Origin of the sequence: Romboutsia sp. D33t1_170424_H2 (assembly GCF_015669105.1) — a bacterium.
GTDB classification, from domain to species: Bacteria; Bacillota; Clostridia; order Peptostreptococcales; family Peptostreptococcaceae; genus Romboutsia_C; species Romboutsia_C hominis.
Map to the genome: position 1 here is coordinate 1 of NZ_JADOZQ010000014.1, position 17,702 is coordinate 17,702.

At 26.9% G+C, this 17,702-nt stretch carries 14 protein-coding genes and 1 pseudogene; 6 read left to right on the forward strand and 9 right to left on the reverse strand.

The window, feature by feature from the left end; genetic code table 11:
- Positions 1–694 (reverse strand): annotated as a pseudogene (locus I4U66_RS12380) (hydroxylamine reductase); the annotation flags it as partial.
- Positions 695–888: 194 nt separating this feature from the next.
- On the opposite strand from I4U66_RS12380, the gene I4U66_RS12385 reads away from it, so the two are divergent.
- On the forward strand, positions 889–1,365 hold the full coding sequence (locus tag I4U66_RS12385) for a staygreen family protein (RefSeq protein WP_195929046.1): 477 nt from the start codon (positions 889–891) through the stop codon (positions 1,363–1,365).
- A gap of 92 nt (positions 1,366–1,457) precedes the next feature.
- On the opposite strand, the gene hydF is transcribed toward I4U66_RS12385, so the two are convergent.
- From hydF to I4U66_RS12405, 4 genes are all read right to left on the reverse strand, one after another.
- Positions 1,458–2,645: a [FeFe] hydrogenase H-cluster maturation GTPase HydF gene (hydF, locus tag I4U66_RS12390; protein WP_166505274.1), complete on the reverse strand. Its 1,188-nt coding sequence runs from the start codon at positions 2,643–2,645 to the stop codon at positions 1,458–1,460.
- A gap of 9 nt (positions 2,646–2,654) precedes the next feature.
- On the reverse strand, positions 2,655–4,031 hold the full coding sequence (gene hydG, locus I4U66_RS12395; protein WP_195929048.1) for a [FeFe] hydrogenase H-cluster radical SAM maturase HydG: 1,377 nt from the start codon (positions 4,029–4,031) through the stop codon (positions 2,655–2,657).
- 74 nt (positions 4,032–4,105) lie between these two features.
- On the reverse strand, positions 4,106–5,155 hold the full coding sequence (gene hydE, locus I4U66_RS12400; protein ID WP_092926212.1) for a [FeFe] hydrogenase H-cluster radical SAM maturase HydE: 1,050 nt from the start codon (positions 5,153–5,155) through the stop codon (positions 4,106–4,108).
- Positions 5,156–5,409: 254 nt separating this feature from the next.
- On the reverse strand, positions 5,410–6,831 hold the full coding sequence (locus tag I4U66_RS12405; protein ID WP_195929051.1) for a [FeFe] hydrogenase, group A: 1,422 nt from the start codon (positions 6,829–6,831) through the stop codon (positions 5,410–5,412).
- Positions 6,832–7,167: 336 nt separating this feature from the next.
- On the opposite strand from I4U66_RS12405, the gene I4U66_RS12410 reads away from it, so the two are divergent.
- The 3 genes from I4U66_RS12410 to I4U66_RS12420 are packed head-to-tail and all read left to right on the forward strand — an operon-like array spanning position 7,168 to position 10,210.
- Positions 7,168–8,280 carry an efflux RND transporter periplasmic adaptor subunit gene (locus I4U66_RS12410; RefSeq protein ID WP_166505273.1) on the forward strand — a complete coding sequence of 371 codons (1,113 nt, stop codon included), beginning with the start codon at positions 7,168–7,170 and terminating at the stop codon, positions 8,278–8,280.
- A 1-nt stretch (position 8,281) separates the two neighbouring features.
- Positions 8,282–8,962, forward strand: coding sequence for an ABC transporter ATP-binding protein (locus I4U66_RS12415; protein WP_330405593.1), 681 nt, complete (start codon positions 8,282–8,284; stop codon positions 8,960–8,962).
- A gap of 3 nt (positions 8,963–8,965) precedes the next feature.
- A complete protein-coding gene (locus I4U66_RS12420) occupies positions 8,966–10,210 on the forward strand; it encodes an ABC transporter permease (RefSeq protein WP_195929053.1) in 1,245 nt (414 codons plus the stop codon).
- 97 nt (positions 10,211–10,307) lie between these two features.
- On the opposite strand, the gene I4U66_RS12425 is transcribed toward I4U66_RS12420, so the two are convergent.
- The 3 genes from I4U66_RS12425 to I4U66_RS12435 all read right to left on the reverse strand — a co-directional run bounded on the left by I4U66_RS12425 (position 10,308) and on the right by I4U66_RS12435 (position 14,444).
- Positions 10,308–11,015, reverse strand: coding sequence for a TraX family protein (locus I4U66_RS12425; protein ID WP_195929055.1), 708 nt, complete (start codon positions 11,013–11,015; stop codon positions 10,308–10,310).
- A 157-nt stretch (positions 11,016–11,172) separates the two neighbouring features.
- On the reverse strand, positions 11,173–11,856 hold the full coding sequence (locus tag I4U66_RS12430) for an ABC transporter ATP-binding protein (RefSeq protein WP_166505269.1): 684 nt from the start codon (positions 11,854–11,856) through the stop codon (positions 11,173–11,175).
- 11 nt (positions 11,857–11,867) lie between these two features.
- Complete coding sequence (locus I4U66_RS12435) at positions 11,868–14,444, reverse strand: ABC transporter permease (protein WP_195929057.1); 2,577 nt, start codon at positions 14,442–14,444, stop codon at positions 11,868–11,870.
- Positions 14,445–14,654: 210 nt separating this feature from the next.
- Here I4U66_RS12435 and I4U66_RS12440 point away from each other — a divergent pair, with 210 nt between their 5' ends.
- Positions 14,655–15,590: a sensor histidine kinase gene (locus I4U66_RS12440; protein ID WP_092926228.1), complete on the forward strand. Its 936-nt coding sequence runs from the start codon at positions 14,655–14,657 to the stop codon at positions 15,588–15,590.
- A 13-nt stretch (positions 15,591–15,603) separates the two neighbouring features.
- Positions 15,604–16,341 (forward strand): LytR/AlgR family response regulator transcription factor, encoded by a 738-nt coding sequence (locus I4U66_RS12445; protein ID WP_092926230.1) that lies wholly within the window; start codon positions 15,604–15,606, stop codon positions 16,339–16,341.
- 172 nt (positions 16,342–16,513) lie between these two features.
- Here I4U66_RS12445 and I4U66_RS12450 read toward each other — a convergent pair whose 3' ends face one another.
- A complete protein-coding gene (locus I4U66_RS12450) occupies positions 16,514–17,512 on the reverse strand; it encodes an FUSC family protein (protein ID WP_176698688.1) in 999 nt (332 codons plus the stop codon).
- Positions 17,513–17,702 lie beyond the last annotated feature (190 nt).

Consider the following 17,702-nt stretch of genomic DNA (forward strand, 5'->3'; position numbering starts at 1 on the left):
TTCTAACACCTATATTAACTTTAGTTATTTCTGGATGTCCATAAGTTCCAGTATTTGCACTATCAAGTAAAGCCATTGCATCTACCCCAACCTTACCTGTTTCTAGTGTTAATGCAACTAAATCATCTGCTGTTAAAGTGTTATCTAAAGTCTTAGCTAATGTACTTTGCATAAATGCATTTACTTCTTCACTATCATAACCTAGTGCATTAGCATGTTTCATATATGCAGACATTCCTTTTAATCCATATATTATAAGTTCTCTTAAACTTCTTATATCTTCATTTTCAGTAGCTAATACTCCTACTTTGCTTGATTTTTCATCCATTTCTTCTTTAGTTGATGCATTCCATAAAGCTGCTTCTGATAAGTTTACTTTATTTTCTAATGTAGCTAATAATTCTTCTTTAGTTGATAAAGTTTTTGCAACTCTTTCATAGAATACTAAATCATCAAAGTTAGCATTAGTTATTGTTGTAAATAAGTTTATAGTTACTAAATTATTAACTTCATCTGCTACTTTTTTTCCTTCATTTCTAAGTCTAGTTGTAACCTCTGATAATCCTTTAGTTACATATATTAATAAATCTTGCATTCTTGCTAGATCTGGTGATTTTCCACATACCCCAAATTTTGTACATCCTGTACATCCTGCTGTTTCTTGACATTGGAAACAGAACATTTTATTTTCCATAATTATTCCTCCATCACTGTTGTGTTTTCTTATCTTTAGAATACTCCTTATTGGTTATTTTTTCTGTAACGTATGTTACATTTTATAAAAATTTATAAGATTTTTTATTAATATAAATCATGATTGGTTATATATATCACAAAAGTTGTCTTAAAAAATATAATATAGTACAACTAAATTAGGATGTGATAATATTGAGAAATTTAAATTTGTCTAAGGTTAATGTAGTTATAGAACCACCATATACAGCTACGTCACCTATTAGATTTAGAAGGTATAATATACTTCACCTAGATAATCCAAGAGAAGTTAATTTATCTATTTCACCATACTTTTATAATCTAGATTTATATACTACTAGTACAAACTTAATATATAGTCAATGGTATTTTATATATGGTGATAGGTATCAAATAACTTTTGCAGTATTTGTTGGTGATTACCCTTACGATGTAGCTAAGTATCGATATGAAAAGTTTTTAGAGCTTCTTCCTATGTCTATAAGCGCTGTAGCTAATGGAGATAAAAGTCTTCTAGAAGCTAACCCTAGCTTGTATGAAGCTCCCGTATATGTTAGATTCATCTCCTCCTACCCTCAATTTAATAAAATAGTTCCTTATAAATTTATTAAAGACTATATTGATGATAAAGTAGATGTATCTGTTAAATAAAAATAATTTTTTAATTTATTGGTATTTATAAAAAATGATTAGTACTTTGTATAATTTATAAAATAAGGAGGAACGAATCGTTCCTCCTTATTTTATTTAAATATCTCAATACTTCTATCTAGTATCCCAGTAAAGTAAGCTATAACTAAGCCATAGTTAGTTATAGGTATATTTTTTTCTTTGCATAGATTTATTTTGTTTATTACACTTTTTCTATTAACCATACAAGCCCCACAGTGTATTACTAAATCATAATTTTCTATGTCATTAGCAAAGTCATAACCTACCTTAAAATCAAAATCTAGCTTACCACCTGCTATTTTTTCTAGAATTTTAGGTATTTTAACTCTACCAATATCCTCATGACTTATATTGTGGGTACAACTTTCACACATTAATACTTTTTGACCTGGTTTTAAGTCTTTAAGTTTTCTAGCTCCATTTATAAAATCTTTAAGCTCTCCTTTTTGTCTAGCAAATAGTATTGAAAAACTTGTAAGCTTCATATCCTTTGGTATCATAGCATCTACTTCTTTAAATGCTTGTGAGTCAGTTATAACTAAATCTATATCTTTTAAATCTTTTATTGCGTCAACTAGTTCAGTGTCTCTTACCACATAAGTCTTTATGCCATGATCTAAACAATCTCTTATCACTTGGACTTGTGGAAGTATTATCCTACCTTTAGGAGCTTCTGAATCTATTGGTACTACTAATACAACTTTAGAACCATAATCTAGTAAGTCTCCTACTATTGGCCTATCTTCTTCTTCAGTTTCTAATTTTTTTATAATAGTTTCTTTTAAAGAATCTATATTAGTATTTTCTTTAGCTGATACATATATTGGATTTTTGAATTCTTTATTTATATTATCTATCTCATTGTTTTTTAGCTTATCTAATTTATTTACAACTACTATATGAGGTATATTATATTTATTAGCTTCCCTCTTCCAAGTCTTATATGTACTTATATCGGGATTTTTACCGTCTACTACATACATAGCAAAATCTAGCCTTTTTAAATAATCATAGCTTTTTTTAATCCTCATTTTGCCTAATTCACTTTTATCTTCAAGACCTGCTGTATCTATTAATAATACTGGACCAAAAGGAATTAACTCCATAGCCTTTTGAACAGGGTCTGTTGTTGTTCCTTCCACACTAGATACTAGTGATATTTCTTGACCTAATATTTTATTCATTAAAGAGGATTTACCACTATTAGTATTACCATATATCCCAATATGTTTTCTATTTGCATTTGGAGTATTGTTCATAATTACCTCCTAAAGATAGAAATCTCTTTCTCCAGACTTCATTTTCCCTAAACTTTCCTTTGTATAAGATTTAATATCTTCTCTTTCTATACTTTCGACTTCAGTGTTTATTATTTCTTGTGCTTTATCATATAGCTCTTTATCTCCATAGTCTAATGTAAACTCATGAAGTGTCATAAGTGCATTAGGTTCACATACATATTTTATATTACCAGACTTGGCAAGTTGCATAAATCTATCTCCAGTTCTACCTTTTCTATAACATGCTGTACAGTAACTTGGTATATATCCATCATCTAATAATTCTTTTAGTATTTCTATAGGACTTCTCTCATCATTTGTCTTAAACTGTTTAGTTTCTTTTCCTTCTTCTCTTTCCTTATATCCACCAACACCAGTTGAAGAACCTGCAGATATTTGACTTACTCCATATTTTAATAGTTCTTTTCTCATAGCTGGAGTTTCTCTTGTTGAAAGTATAAGTCCTGTAAATGGTACTGCAATTCTAAGTATTGCTACTATCTTTTTAAACATTTTATCACTAAGTAAATGTGGATAATTTTCTAACGTAACCCCCTTAGCTTCTTGAAGTCTTGGTACTGATATAGTATGGAATCCTACACCATATTTTTCTTCTAAGTGAGCATTATGCATCATAAGTCCTAAAACTTCAAATCTAGGGTCTGCTAGTCCAAATAATACTCCAGCTCCTACATCATCTATTCCTGCCTGCATAGCTCTATCAAAAGCTGTTAAATGATAATTATAATCTCCTTTTATAGACTTAGGATGCATTAAATCATATGTTGGCTTATGATAAGTTTCTTGGAATAATATATACGTTCCTATCCCTTTCTCGTGAAGAGCTTTATAATTTTCTACAGTAGTCGCTGCTATATTTACATTAACCCTTCTTATTTCTCCATTTGCATTTTGAGTTTTATATATTGTATCTAAACATTCTAATACATAATCTATAGGTGCATTAACAGGGTCCTCTCCAAGTTCTAATGCTAACCTTTTATGTCCCATTTGTTCAAGTATTCTTACTTCTTCTGCTACTTCATCCATTGTAAGTCTTCTTCTATTAAACTTATTATCTCTTTGATAACCACAGTACACACAGTTATTTACACAGTAATCACTTACATAAAGTGGTGCAAATACTACTATTCTTTTTCCATAGATGTCTTTTTTAATTTGCCCTGCTAATGAATATATCTCTTCTAAATCTTTCTCATCTTCAGCTTGAAGAAGTATTGCTATATCTTTATAAGATAATCCTTCTCTTTTTTTAGCTTTATTTAATACTTCTTTTATCTCTTCATTTGAAGGATTTTTAGTTTCCTCTAATATTTTGTATATATATTCATGATCTATAAACATTTAAAACATCTCCTTTAGTTAAATTTAAGTAACATTTATTAATTTGTGCTTTTAAAACTTATACTATTTTCATATTAACCTCTAAAATCAGGATTATCTCCTCTAGTTATTTCAACTTCAAATCCAGCTTCTTTTATCTTTTCTTCAGTTAATCTTCTATATTCTGCATCTTCATCTAATATGTATGCTTTATTATTGTATAGAGAATATTTTTTTCTAACACTCATAGGTGATAAATTTGGCATTATAACATTTCCACCAGCTTTAAGGCCTGCATTTCTTCCATTTTTATCAATACTTGATAAGGCAGTCGTTGCAGGAAGTAATACTTTTGGAAGTAATAATCTAACTATAGCTAAACATATTACAGTTTTTTCTAAGCTCCCATGAGGATAGTCTTTAAGTGGAGTATCTTTATGAGGAATAAAAGGTCCTATTCCACACATTGCAGGTTCAAACTCCTTTACAAATCTTAAATCATTAGCTAAATCTTCATTAGTTTGATTTGGTATTCCTACCATAAATCCTGCTCCTGCTTGATATCCTATTTCCTTTAGGTTTTTTAAGCAATTAAATCTAACTTCATAAGGTTCTCCTGGATGAATAGATTCATATAGCTTCTTAGATGCACTTTCATGTCTTAATAAATATCTATCCGCGCCTGCTTTAAACATTTTTTCATAAGATTCATAGCTTCTCTCACCTAAAGATAAAGTTAAAGCATTATTTGGAAATTCATTTTTTATAGCAGTTATAATTTCTACCATAACATCATCAGTATAATATGCATCTTCACCACCCTGAAGTACAAAAGTTTTATATCCTAGCTTATCTCCTTTTCTAACGCATTCTAAAACTTCATCAATATTTAGTCTATATCTCTCGGCACTTTTATTACTCCTTCTAAGCCCACAATACAAGCAATCCTTCTTACAAAAGCTTGTAAGTTCTATAAGCCCTCTTAAATAAACTTTATTTGAATAAGTTCTCATTCTCGTTTCATGTGCTTTTTCTATGAGAAGATTTTTTTCTTCTTCATTTATATTATCAAGTAGATAAAGTAATTCTTCTTTACTTGCGTCATTTTCACTATATAGTTTATTTATTATATCTATAACATTCATTAATATCACCTCTTTAATTGAGTTAAAATAAAATCTCAATACTACTTAAAATAAGTTTTAAGCACTATTAAAATTTCATTTAATATATTCAAATTAAAATTTTATTATTTTAATTAATTTTCAAAAAATTTTTTAATCAATTTATCAGAGTCTCAAAATGCATAAGTTTTATGAATTAACTATAAAACTCATGTATTTTGAGACATATTATATTAAATATTCCTTTGTACTAAATTATTCATATAAATAACTTTTTATCCAATGCTTTTTTCTTCACTTTTAGCATTATCAACTTTAACATCTCCACGACCTAACATATAATATTTAGAATCAAATTCTGTATGTAAAAGTTCATGAGATACATGAGATAATGGTTTTTCAAAGAATTCATCATAAGCTTTTATAACTTCTGGGTTTTCATAGCTACATTTTACATTTATATGAGCATCTTTATTGTATAATCCTTCTATACGCTTTAATCTTATTTCATTAGTTACTCTCTTTTTAGGTTGTTTAGGTTGTCCAGCCCCACCTATACATCCACCTTTACATGTCATTACCTCTACAAATTGATAATCTACTTCACCACTTTTTATTTTTTCCATTAAAGCTTCCGCATTATTTGTAGTTTGAACAGCAGCAACTTTTATAACTTTATCTTCTATTTGAAGTGTAGCTTCTTTAACTCCTTCAAGACCTCTAACTGGCTTAAAATCTAATAATTCTTTAGTTGGTCTCTCTCCTGTTAATACATGATAAGCTGTTCTTACTGCAGCTTCCATAACTCCACCACTATTACCAAATATAATACCAGCTCCACTACCTTGTCCCATTAGGTCATCAAAGTTAGAACCTTCTAAAGCTTCAAAATCTATATCTTCTTCTCTTATCCACTTAGCTAGCTCTTTAGTAGTTAATATGTAATCATTGTCTCTTAATCCTTCTATATTATTGTATTTGCTAGAAGAATTCATTTCAGGTCTACTTATTTCATATTTTTTAGATGTACATGGTGTTATTGTTACATTTACTATTTTAGCTGGATCTATATTTGCTTCTTTAGCAAAGTATGTTTTTATAGCAGCTCCTTGTATACCTATTGGACTTTTAGTTGTAGATAGATTTGGTATAAACTCTGGGTAGAAAGTTTCTACATACTTAACCCAAGATGGACAACAACTTGTAAATTGAGGTAAGTTCTCACTTTTATTGATGATTCTGTCAACTAACTCATTTGCTTCTTCCATTATTGTCATATCCGCACCAAAAGTTACATCAAATACATACTCTCCACCTAATTTTCTAAGTGCAGCTACCATTTTATCTTCAACATATGAACCTACTTCATATCCAAACTCTTCTCCAAGTGCAACTCTAACTGCTGGAGCTGTATTAAATATTACTATTTTTTCAGGATCATTTATAGCTTCTTTAACTTTTTGATAGTCTTCTACTTGAGTTATAGCTCCTACTGGACATGCTACTGCACATTGTCCACAATGTATACATATAGCTACATCACCTGTTTCCTCTAGGTTAAATCTTCCAGCAACAGCTATATCATTATCACAAGTACGTTTACATAATCCGCACTTTATGCACTTATCGTAATCAATTTGTATAGCTGGATTGTCTAATTCTACTGGTACAACTTTTTCTGTAAATAAATGTTTCATGATTTTTCCCCTCTGCTACTTTATTTTATTGTCTAAAAAAATTTAATCATCTTATATGACAACCCTCTAATATTTATAAGGTTGTCATATAGTGCTTTAAACTTTAAACTATGGTTTTTATATATTAGATTTGCCATTTTTCGACATATCTAATATAAATTTATATACCCAAATTTTTAATTTATTATCATATTTTTTAATTTTTTTTATTTTTTATTAAGAAAACATTTCCCATTTAATTACAAATTTGTATATTTTCCATTTTACTTTGACTTATATAGCCATTTTCAATTATAATCTACTAATGAATGGATTTTTTTACATGAGGAGGAAAATATGTCTTTTTTAGAGAAATTTAAAAACAAAAAAGTTATGATTGGGGTAAGTGCAGTAGTAATAATAGCACTTGGAAGCGGTTATTTTATTTATAGGAATAATAAAATAAATAATGAAGTAAATGAGTTAAATGCTCAAATAGAAACTTACACTATAGCAGATAGTGAAAAGGTATTTATAAATGGGGTTATAGTACCTACTCAAACAAAAGACTTTAATCCTTCTACTGAGGGTGAAATAAGTAAGTTAAATGTTACAAATGGTAAGATTGTAAAACAAGGGGATTTATTATTTACAACTAAAAATCAAAATATACTAGATGAAATAGATGGTCTTAAAGCTCAAGTTAATGAACTTAAAAAAGCAAATACAGAAAATGACCCTACTATAAAAACAGAAATAAACAAAATAAATGCACAAATATCAGCACTAGATAAAAAAGCTTATGTAAATACTTATGCACCTTTTGCTGGTAAAGTTTATCTAAATAATAATGAATCTGAAAATAATAATATGCAAGGTCAAACTTCATCATTTATGACACTTATAAGTTCAACATTTTATATGCAAGGTCAAGTAAGTGAACAAGATTTAGTCAAACTTCAAATGGATGATCCTGTAGATGTATTAGTATTTTCAAATAACAAAAATTTAAGTGGTAGAATTAGCTTTATATCAGATAGACCAACTACTAATACTAATGAAATGAATATGGGCAATCAAGGAAATATGTCTTACTATGATGTTAATGTATCTTTTGAAAATCAAGAAGGTTTAGTTAATGGATTCCATGTTCAAGGTTCTGTAAAAGTTAATAATTCATTAGTTAAGGTACCAACAACTGCAATATTAGAAAATAAAGAAGACGGTACAGCTTATGTATTTAAAGATTTAGATGGAATACTAAAAAAACAAATAGTCGAAATACATGACAAAAATGAAGAATTTAGTGTAATCAGTTCTGGTCTTGAACCAAATGATATAGTTATTAGATATATATCACCTGAAATGAAAGAAGGCGACCCAGTAAACACAGATAATGCAGGTGCTAATAATACACCTTCAAATGTAGATGATTCTACTGAAACTACTACTGAAGGAGCTGAGAATTAATTTGAGTAATGTAATTAGACTAGAAAATATAGAAAAATATTATAAAGTTGGAAAAGATAGACTTCATGTTCTAAAATCTCTAAATCTTGAAATAGAAGAAGGAGAATTTGTAATGATAATGGGTAAGTCAGGTAGTGGTAAAACTACCTTACTTAATTCCCTAGGTCTTTTAGATAAATTTGATGAGGGTAAGTATTTCTTTTTTGATAAAGATGTTACTAATCTTAGTGAAAATCAAAAATCTGACTTTAGAAATAAAAATATTGGATTTATATTCCAACAGTTTAATCTAATAGAGAGTTTAGATATTTATCAAAATGTAGAACTTCCATTACTTTATAGCAATCACTTAAATAAGGCTCAAAGACAAGAGATAATACTAGAAAAATTAGATTCAGTTGGTCTTGGTGATAAAGCAAAATCTAGACCTCTTCAATTGTCTGGTGGACAGCAACAAAGAGTAGCTATTGCTCGTGCACTTGTTAACAATCCATCATTAATATTTGCAGATGAACCAACAGGAGCACTTGATAGTGAAACTAGTAATGATATAATGAACGTTTTAAAAAAGTTAAATGAAGAAGGTAAAACTATAATAATGGTTACTCATGATAGTGATTTAATAAAATATGCCACTAAAGTCATAAGACTTAAAGATGGTGTATTATCATCGGAGGTATAACCTATGAATATGATGAAAAATGCATTAACTAATTTAAAAGGACATAAACTTAGAGTCTTTATAACTCTAGTTTGGATAATAATAGGTATTACCTCTGTAATACTTGTAAGTTCTATTGGTAATGGTGTTAAAAAAGAAGTTCTAAAATCAGTTAGCAAAGTTAATCCTAACAAAACTCAAATATACTTTGAACCTACTAACTCTAATATGTCAGGTATGACAAGCTTTTTATCTCCATTTAAACTTAAAGATTTAGAAGAGTTATCATTTTTAGAAGGTGTTGAAAAAATTGGACCTGCTAAAGATGATTTTGCTATGAATTCTATGTTTTATTCTGAAGCTTATTTTGATAAAAAAGCTACATATGTTGATGTTTCACCATTAAAAGATGATACTACTTTAAATCCTCTATATGGAAGAAGTTTTTCTTATGAAGACGAAAATAGAAAAGTTATTATAATAACTCTACAAAATGCAACTGATCTATTTGGAACTCCTGAAGATGCTTTAGGTAAAGGTATAAGTATAAATGGAAATATATATGAAGTAATAGGCGTTATAGACGAAAGTTCCGTTGTTAAAAAAGAAAAGGAAAAATCTAATTCTTTTGAATCTATGTATTATGGAGATATGGATTATCTAACTTCATATATGCCAAAAAAAGCTTTAGATGTGCTAATGAATCAAAATATGTATCCAACTGATATATACCAATTAGATTTAGTTGTATCTAATGGATATGATTTATTTGAAACAGCTTCTAGAGTAACACAAAAACTTCATGAACTTCATCCGGATATAGAAGGAACTTATCAAGTTCATGATCCTAGTGAACAAACTAAAGCACTTGAATCTATGGTAAATAATATAAATATGTTTATAACTGTAATCACTGCTATTTCTATGTTTGTTGGTGGTGTTGGGGTTATGAATATTATGTATATATCAGTAATGGAACGTCAAAGAGAAATCGGTATAAGACGTGCTATAGGAGCTAAACCTCGAGATATAATGTTACAGTTTTTAACAGAATCTGTATTTATAACAGTTTTAGGTGGTATACTTGGTATAATAATAGGATTTATAGTTGTAAACTATGCATCTAGTTACCTACCATTTAAAGCTATAGTTAATATAAATAGCTTATTCTATGCCTTTATTGCTACTATTGTAACAGGAGTTATTTTTGGTATAGTACCAGCTTTTAAAGCATCTAGATTAGATCCTATTAAAGCTATATATAAATAAATACTTTAATTTAACGTATATTTCATACTAACTAAATAATAACGATGTTTAAATAATAAAAAAGGAGCGTCTTTAAAAGACACTCCCTTTTTTATTATTACATGCTTATTATCTTTGCTAATGATACTATTACAATTAAGTGAACTGGATAGAACCAATAAAACATCCATTTTATAAACTTATTAGATATTCCTAATTTTCCATTGTACATAAGTATTGGAATTATTGCAAATACCATCATCCATTGGTAATCCCATAAAAATGCAGCATCTATAAAATCAGGTCCAATCATAGTTACTAGTCCAAGTAAACTAAACACAATGTAAGCTAAGACCATACAAACCTTTTTTTCTCTTAATAAGTAGAATATTAATACCATACCTACTCCATATAAAGATGCTTCTGTAAAAAATCCTGCTATTCCAAATAAAATAGCTAATAAAATTTTCCAATTTAGAATACTAAATTTATCCGTACTTGATTTTGCATATTCTATCATGCTTAACATACAAACTGCAAATCCTAATGATAAAAATATATTATTTGGTATCTTAAACACTATATCTACCCCTATCATTAATACAGCCATTGAGAAAAGTCTTTGTATATATTTGCTTTTACTTCTTGTATGATAAAAACCTTCAACTATTAAATAGAAAAATATCGGTGCAGCTAACTTTCCTAAATATCCAAACCATATAGGTACTTGATTGTTTAATGCTCCATTCATATAAGTATAAATATGATCCATAGCCACAAATATAATAGCCATAATTTTTAATGTAAAATTACTAAATAATTTCATTTATGTCCTCCTGTATTGATTTGTGATATTATTTTATTATTTTTTGTTAATACGTACCATCGATTTAGATTACATTATACTTACAAATTTGTAATGTAATAGTGTTTTAAGTCAAAAAAATAACATAAGCCTAATATTAGGCTTATGTTATTTTTTATTATATACACTCTTTATCAGATAAACTTAGATTACCATCTACTATAGATATTATTCTATCTGCTTTTTTAGCTATATTTTCATTATGAGTTATCATTATAAGAGTTTGATTATATTTTTTTATAGATGTCTTAAGAAGTTCCATAACCTCCTCAGTAGTTTTAGTATCTAAGTTTCCTGTTGGTTCATCTGCAAGTATTATACTAGGTTTTGATGATAGTGCACGAGCTATTGCTACTCTCTGTTGTTGTCCACCTGATAACTGATTAGGAAGATGTGTTTTTCTATCACTAATTCCTAGTAAATCCATTAAGTCATTTATATATTCTTTATCAACTTTTCTATTATCTAATTTTACTGGCAATTCTATATTTTCAGCTACGTTAAGTACAGGTATTAAATTGTATTGTTGAAATACAAATCCAACTTTTTGTCTTCTATATTTTGCTAGTTCCTTATCACTTAAGCAACATATATCTTTCCCATCTACTTTTATAGTTCCACTACTTGGTCTTTCCAGTCCTCCTACTAAATGTAGGAATGTACTTTTTCCGCTTCCACTAGGTCCTACTATTGCAACAAATTCCCCTTTGTTTATCTTTAAATTAGCATCATTTAATGCATGTACAGTTGTTTCTTTTTTTCCATATATTTTACCTAAATTAATAGTTTCAAGTATAACCATAATAAATCCCTCTATTCTATAATATTTATAGCATCTACTATATTAGTTTCTTTTATTTTTCTTGCTGGTAAATATGTAGCAAGTAATCCTATTACTATATTAACTGCTATTATAAGTAGATAAAGTTTATAGTCAATAGCAAACTCTATGCCTATAATTTCAAATCCAAGTCTTTTATACATTCTGATTTGAAGTAGTATACCTAACACTATTACTATAGCACTTGAGAATAAACCATAAAGTATTCCTTCGTATACTATCATGTTTTTAAAATCTTTATCACTTATTCCAACTGCTCTTAACATTCCAAATTCGCTAGTTCTTGATGTTAGGTTATAACTTACGTTGTTTATTATATTAAACATACTTATTACAAATAGAACAGCAACTATACCATAGTTATATATTAAGAATTTCTCATTCATCTTAGCATCATCTTCTTTATCTTTAATCATGTCTATAGTAGTAGTTCCTGGCACTTTACTACCTATTTTACCTAATTGTTTATTTATAGATTCATGGTCTGCTCCATCTTTTATTGTTGCATATACTAAATCATAATTATCTAAATTAGTTATATTTTTAAATTGATTATCACTAATTATAACGTCTACTCCATTTTCTCCACTATACATACTATCATCTGCATAAGGATAATCAACTATTGCTCCTACTTTAAATTCATATTCATCATATTCATAGTTATCTTTACCTTGCCAATATTTTTGTGTATCTATTTTACCTTTTGGATATTTTACTTTTACAGTATCCCCTACTTTTATATCAACTATTGGTTTTCCATAAGTACTATCTCCTACATCATAATAATCCTTGTAATCTTTATAAGGTTCATAAGCATGTGGAATATATACTACTGCTAAATTTTCTTTTTTCATTTTTTCTTTATTTATCTCACCACTTACTATGTGATTATTTAATTCATCTAGCATTTCATCATTATAGCCTTTTAATTTTTGTTTTAATAGGTATCCATTGTTTTCTTTATCTTCTATTAAAAGTCCATTTAGTACTTTTCCAACATAACCACCCTTAGATTGGCTTTCATAAAATTTCATATTTAAAATATCGTCTCTTTTAATTGGCATTCTACTATTTAATATTTTAGCAGTTTGAACTTTATCAATACCATTTATATTTTTTATGTCTTTTACATCTTCATCTTTTAAACCATTTTCTTCATCAATACTTCCATTGACACTTAGCATAAAATCTCCTTGCCAATATAATTTTTTGTAATTATTTTCATTTCTTTCCTTGCTTCCCGTTAAGCTATAATCAGTTTTTATAATCATTATCCCACCTATACTCATAGAAAACATAATCATTATAAATGCTTTTTTATTTCTAAATATATTTTTTAAAGATATATTTTTAGTAGGTGATATATTCTTACTTAGTCTTGATATTATAAAATTACTTCTTTTGATTTTATCTTTATTAAAATTTCTTCTTATAGCTTCAATTGGTGATATTCTTCTTATTTTTATATAAGTTAGTATACTTATAACAAACATTACTAAAAGTATGCATACTATAGATAGTAAAATAACTTGTGTTGGTATAACAAATGGTGTTTCCTTTACTGGTCCTTCAAACTCTATATTCCCTGCAAATTTATTAAATAATTGTGCTCCACCAATTCCAAGTATTATGCCTATAGGAATTGATACTACACTTAATATTAAAAGCTCATATAACATAAGTAAAAATACTTTTAAATTAGTAGCTCCTATTGCTCTTAATACTCCATACTCTCTTATTCTTTGATATATTGATGTAGTGTATATACTATATATTACAAGTCCTGCAAATAAACTAAGTACTATAGATGTATTTTTGCTTTCTGAATCTAATCTTCCATTATTTCTTGCAGAATCTACAAGCATAGAGTTTATCCCAGCTTGTTTTTCTTTATCTATTTTAGCTTCTTTTATTATATTTGATATGTTTTTACTTATATCACTATTTTCATTAAATTCTACATGAGCTGTAAAGTTATTAAGTTTATTTTCATCTAAACCTAAAAACATTTCACATCTTCCAACACTTTTATCTTTATACCTATCTTTAAGTATTCCAACTACCTTAAAAGTTTCAGGTTTTTCTTTATTGTATAATTTAAAAGTTATTTCTTGATTTAGTTTGGGCTCAAGCCCCATACTATTTAAAATCCACTCTTCTACTACTACTTCATTATTTCCCTTTGGAAATCTTCCTTTTAAAAGTTCAGTATCACTATTTAAATAATTTTTATCTGAATAAAGTATATTTATAGGTAGTTTTTCACCAACATCACTAGATGCATAATAAGATGTTATGCCTAAATCTTTTATGTCTCTTCCATTTTTAACAGTTTTAAGTTGGTCTTTGTTTATATCTTTAAAATATGCATGATACTTTCCAGTTTCTCTTTTTAATCTATCCAAGTCTGCTTGTTGTGCGCTTCTTGATAATGTCCCAACGCCTACTATTAATGCACTAGCAAGTACTACACTAAGTACTATAGCCAATGACCTTGATTTGTAGCTTTTTATATATTTAAAAACTATCTCCAAATCATTTTTCATATTCACCACTTCCTTCCTTTTGATTAATTTGATTATAGCTTCTTTAAAAAAATGTATCAAACTGCATTTTTTCAAGTTTTTAATGGTTTTGTGTACAAATTCATATATCTATATTCAAGTTTAAAACCTTTGTTTGCAAATTTCCACTTTTTACATATTTTTTTATAAATGTTATAATTTAATTAAAGAATCGAAAACTTAGGGGGAATTATGAATAATATTTATATCTTACCTGTATACATACTTCTTTTGTTTATAGGTACTAGCCTTTTATTTAATAGATATGAATTTTATAGGAAACTTTCTTTAAATAAAAAGTCTTTGTTATCATTTTTTGTATCATTTATAACATTTTTATTATTTAATATTTTATATAAACACATATTGTTTGAGGTTATAAATGATTATTTTTTAAGGGGCATTATTAAAACTTCATTATCTTTTGTTTTAATAATTATTTGTATATATATTGGAAATAAATTTATCAAGTTAGTAGATGATAATATTATTAAAGAAAAAAATCTAAATGCTTCAAATAATAAAATAGAGCATAAAGATAATATTATTGCAAAACTTCGAAGTCAAAAACATGATTATCTAAAGCATCTTCAAGTAGTATACTCTTTATTAAATACTGGGCTTACTAATGATGCTAAAGAATATATAACAAATATATCTAATAACTTTAGAAGTAAAACTTCAAGATATGGTAAAGTATCTTACCTTGATGCTATAGCTTCATTAAAATATGAAGAATGTCTTATGAAAAATATAACTTTTGATGTTTATATACAAGATTTTATAGACAATCTAATTATAGAGCCTAATGAAATGAGCTCTGTACTTCTTAATATAATAGATAATGCAATTGATTCATTATCTACAATATCTAAAGATAATAAATACATCAAACTATTTGTCTATGAAGATGAATTTCAATATGTTATATCTATAAAAAACAACGGCCCTAAAATATATAACACTGATGCAATATTTTTAGAAGGCTACTCTACTAAAGATGGTACAGATAGAGGTTATGGTCTTTATTTAGTAAAAAATATATTAGATAAATATGGGTATTATATATTTGCAAATAGTGATGATTTTTTAACAGAATTTACTATACTAATACCCAAATATAATTAACTAGGAGATTTATATGATAAAAGTTTTAATATGTGATGATGATAAAGCTATAAGAGATGATATAGAAAATATATTAAAAGAATCTGGATATGTAGATTATATAAAAAAAGTTAAAAATGGAATTGAGGCTATAGAGTTTATTAAATCTGAAAAAATAGATTTACTTATAATTGATATTGATATGCCTTATAAAAATGGAATTGAAACTGCTAAAGAAATAACTTCTATTGACAAAGATATTCATATAATTTTTGTTACTGGCTTTTCAGATTATAGCTTAGAAAGCTTTAAAGTTCATCCTGTTGATTTTATAGTCAAGCCATTTACTAGGGATAAAATAATTGATTCTGTAAATATAGCTATTGACCATATAAATTCTCATAAGTTAGCTAAAACAAATTTTATAGATGATACCTTATTTGTATATAAAATAAGAAAGCAAATACATATGCTAAATTTTGATGATATAGTTATGTTTGAAAAGAACTCTAGAGCTATAAACTTATATACTAAAGACCACGATATTATAAAATTTTATGAGAACTTTGATGATTTAGAAAAAAGAATACCTCCAAATTTTTTCAAATCACATAAAAGTTACATAGTTAATCTAAAATTAATTCATAAAGTTATTCCTACTAATAGGTCTTCTTTAGAAATAAGGTTTATTAATTTTCAAGAAAGTGCAACTCTAAGTAAAACCTTAGAAAAAGATTTTTTATACAGATTTTATAGAACTAAAAGATTTTAAATATAAAGAAGGTATATAAATTATTGTAATTTATATACCTTCTTTCTCAATTCAATTGTATTTGTTACTCAAATCTTTCATAAAATAGAGAATTTATAATTTCATTCCAATTAAAAATACTATATTCAGATTAAACTTTTCTGTATATAGTATTGATATTATTTTTATTATATTATTCAAATATAGCTGATTGCTCTTTGTCTTTTATTTTAGATATAACCTCTTCACCTTTACTTATAATATATACAACACATATTCCTATAGTTAAAAATCCAATTCTTAATACTATAGATGTTGGCGTATTAAATATAAACATAGATGCCACTAAAGCATTTATAGCTACGAAAAACATCTTTATTTTATATTCGTATATGAATGTATATATATATCCTAAGCTAAGGGTTACAAAAGTAAAGTATTTTTCTGGCACCAATACTTTAAATAATATAACAAAAGCTATAGCTCCTAATATTGTACTTATAAGTCTTTCTTTCATACGCTGTTTTGAATCTTCATGTTGTGGTTGAGTTAGTGACATTACTGCTATAGTAATCCACATAGCCTTTTGAGTATTTAAAACCCTCCCTATAAGTATTGCTATACTTATACCTATTGCCATTTTTACTGCAAATCTAAACCTTTCACTAGAAAAATCTATATTTTCTTTACATAAATCTTCTTTTATAGATTTTTTTGATATTTGTTTTTTATAATGACTTATATAAAGTGTTAAAGCCATTATAACTCCACCTATAAAAGATGCTACTACCCTCATAATAGCTTGTGTTTCATCAATAGGTGTTCCATCTAAGAATACATAAAGTAAAATAAATGGTAAAAATACTTTTGTTTGTAAATTTTCTGATGTTATATAGATTACCATAAATACTGATATAAGGTTTATTAATATTCCAAGTAATATTCCAACTTGACTAGTTAAATATGTAACTATTCCTATAAAAGTAAATAATCCTATAGTTATAAATACAGATTCTTTAACATTGTATCCTAAATCTATATCCTTAAACATTAATGCACCTGTTATTACTGTTACCCCTGTTAGGGTGTTTTCCGTTCCAAATAAAAAAGAGAACATATTTACAAATGCTATTATGATAATAAGTAAAATTAACTTATTAATCATTAATCTTTTAGTAATATTTGTTTCCAAATTCATCCCTCATTTCATATTTTTTAAGCTATTATACCAATATAAATTTTTAATCAGTAATCATTTTTTAATTAAAATTATAATTACTTTTCTTATAATCAAGGAGTAATTATACTACTATAAAACTTTAATTTCAAGTACGTAAATTTTTATAAAATTTTTAATGGCTAATACTTATGTTATATGCGCT

Bases quoted from the DNA above. Each gene is read 5' to 3' on its own strand.
- hydF (WP_166505274.1), bottom strand. From the start codon at position 2,645: ATGAACAATACTCCAAATGCAAATAGAAAACATATTGGGATATATGGT.
- hydG (WP_195929048.1), bottom strand. From the start codon at position 4,031: ATGTTTATAGATCATGAATATATATACAAAATATTAGAGGAAACTAAA.
- hydE (WP_092926212.1), bottom strand. From the start codon at position 5,155: ATGAATGTTATAGATATAATAAATAAACTATATAGTGAAAATGACGCA.
- I4U66_RS12405 (WP_195929051.1), bottom strand. From the start codon at position 6,831: ATGAAACATTTATTTACAGAAAAAGTTGTACCAGTAGAATTAGACAAT.
- I4U66_RS12410 (WP_166505273.1), top strand. From the start codon at position 7,168: ATGTCTTTTTTAGAGAAATTTAAAAACAAAAAAGTTATGATTGGGGTA.
- I4U66_RS12420 (WP_195929053.1), top strand. From the start codon at position 8,966: ATGAATATGATGAAAAATGCATTAACTAATTTAAAAGGACATAAACTT.
- I4U66_RS12425 (WP_195929055.1), bottom strand. From the start codon at position 11,015: ATGAAATTATTTAGTAATTTTACATTAAAAATTATGGCTATTATATTT.
- I4U66_RS12430 (WP_166505269.1), bottom strand. From the start codon at position 11,856: ATGGTTATACTTGAAACTATTAATTTAGGTAAAATATATGGAAAAAAA.
- I4U66_RS12435 (WP_195929057.1), bottom strand. From the start codon at position 14,444: ATGAAAAATGATTTGGAGATAGTTTTTAAATATATAAAAAGCTACAAA.
- I4U66_RS12440 (WP_092926228.1), top strand. From the start codon at position 14,655: ATGAATAATATTTATATCTTACCTGTATACATACTTCTTTTGTTTATA.
- I4U66_RS12445 (WP_092926230.1), top strand. From the start codon at position 15,604: ATGATAAAAGTTTTAATATGTGATGATGATAAAGCTATAAGAGATGAT.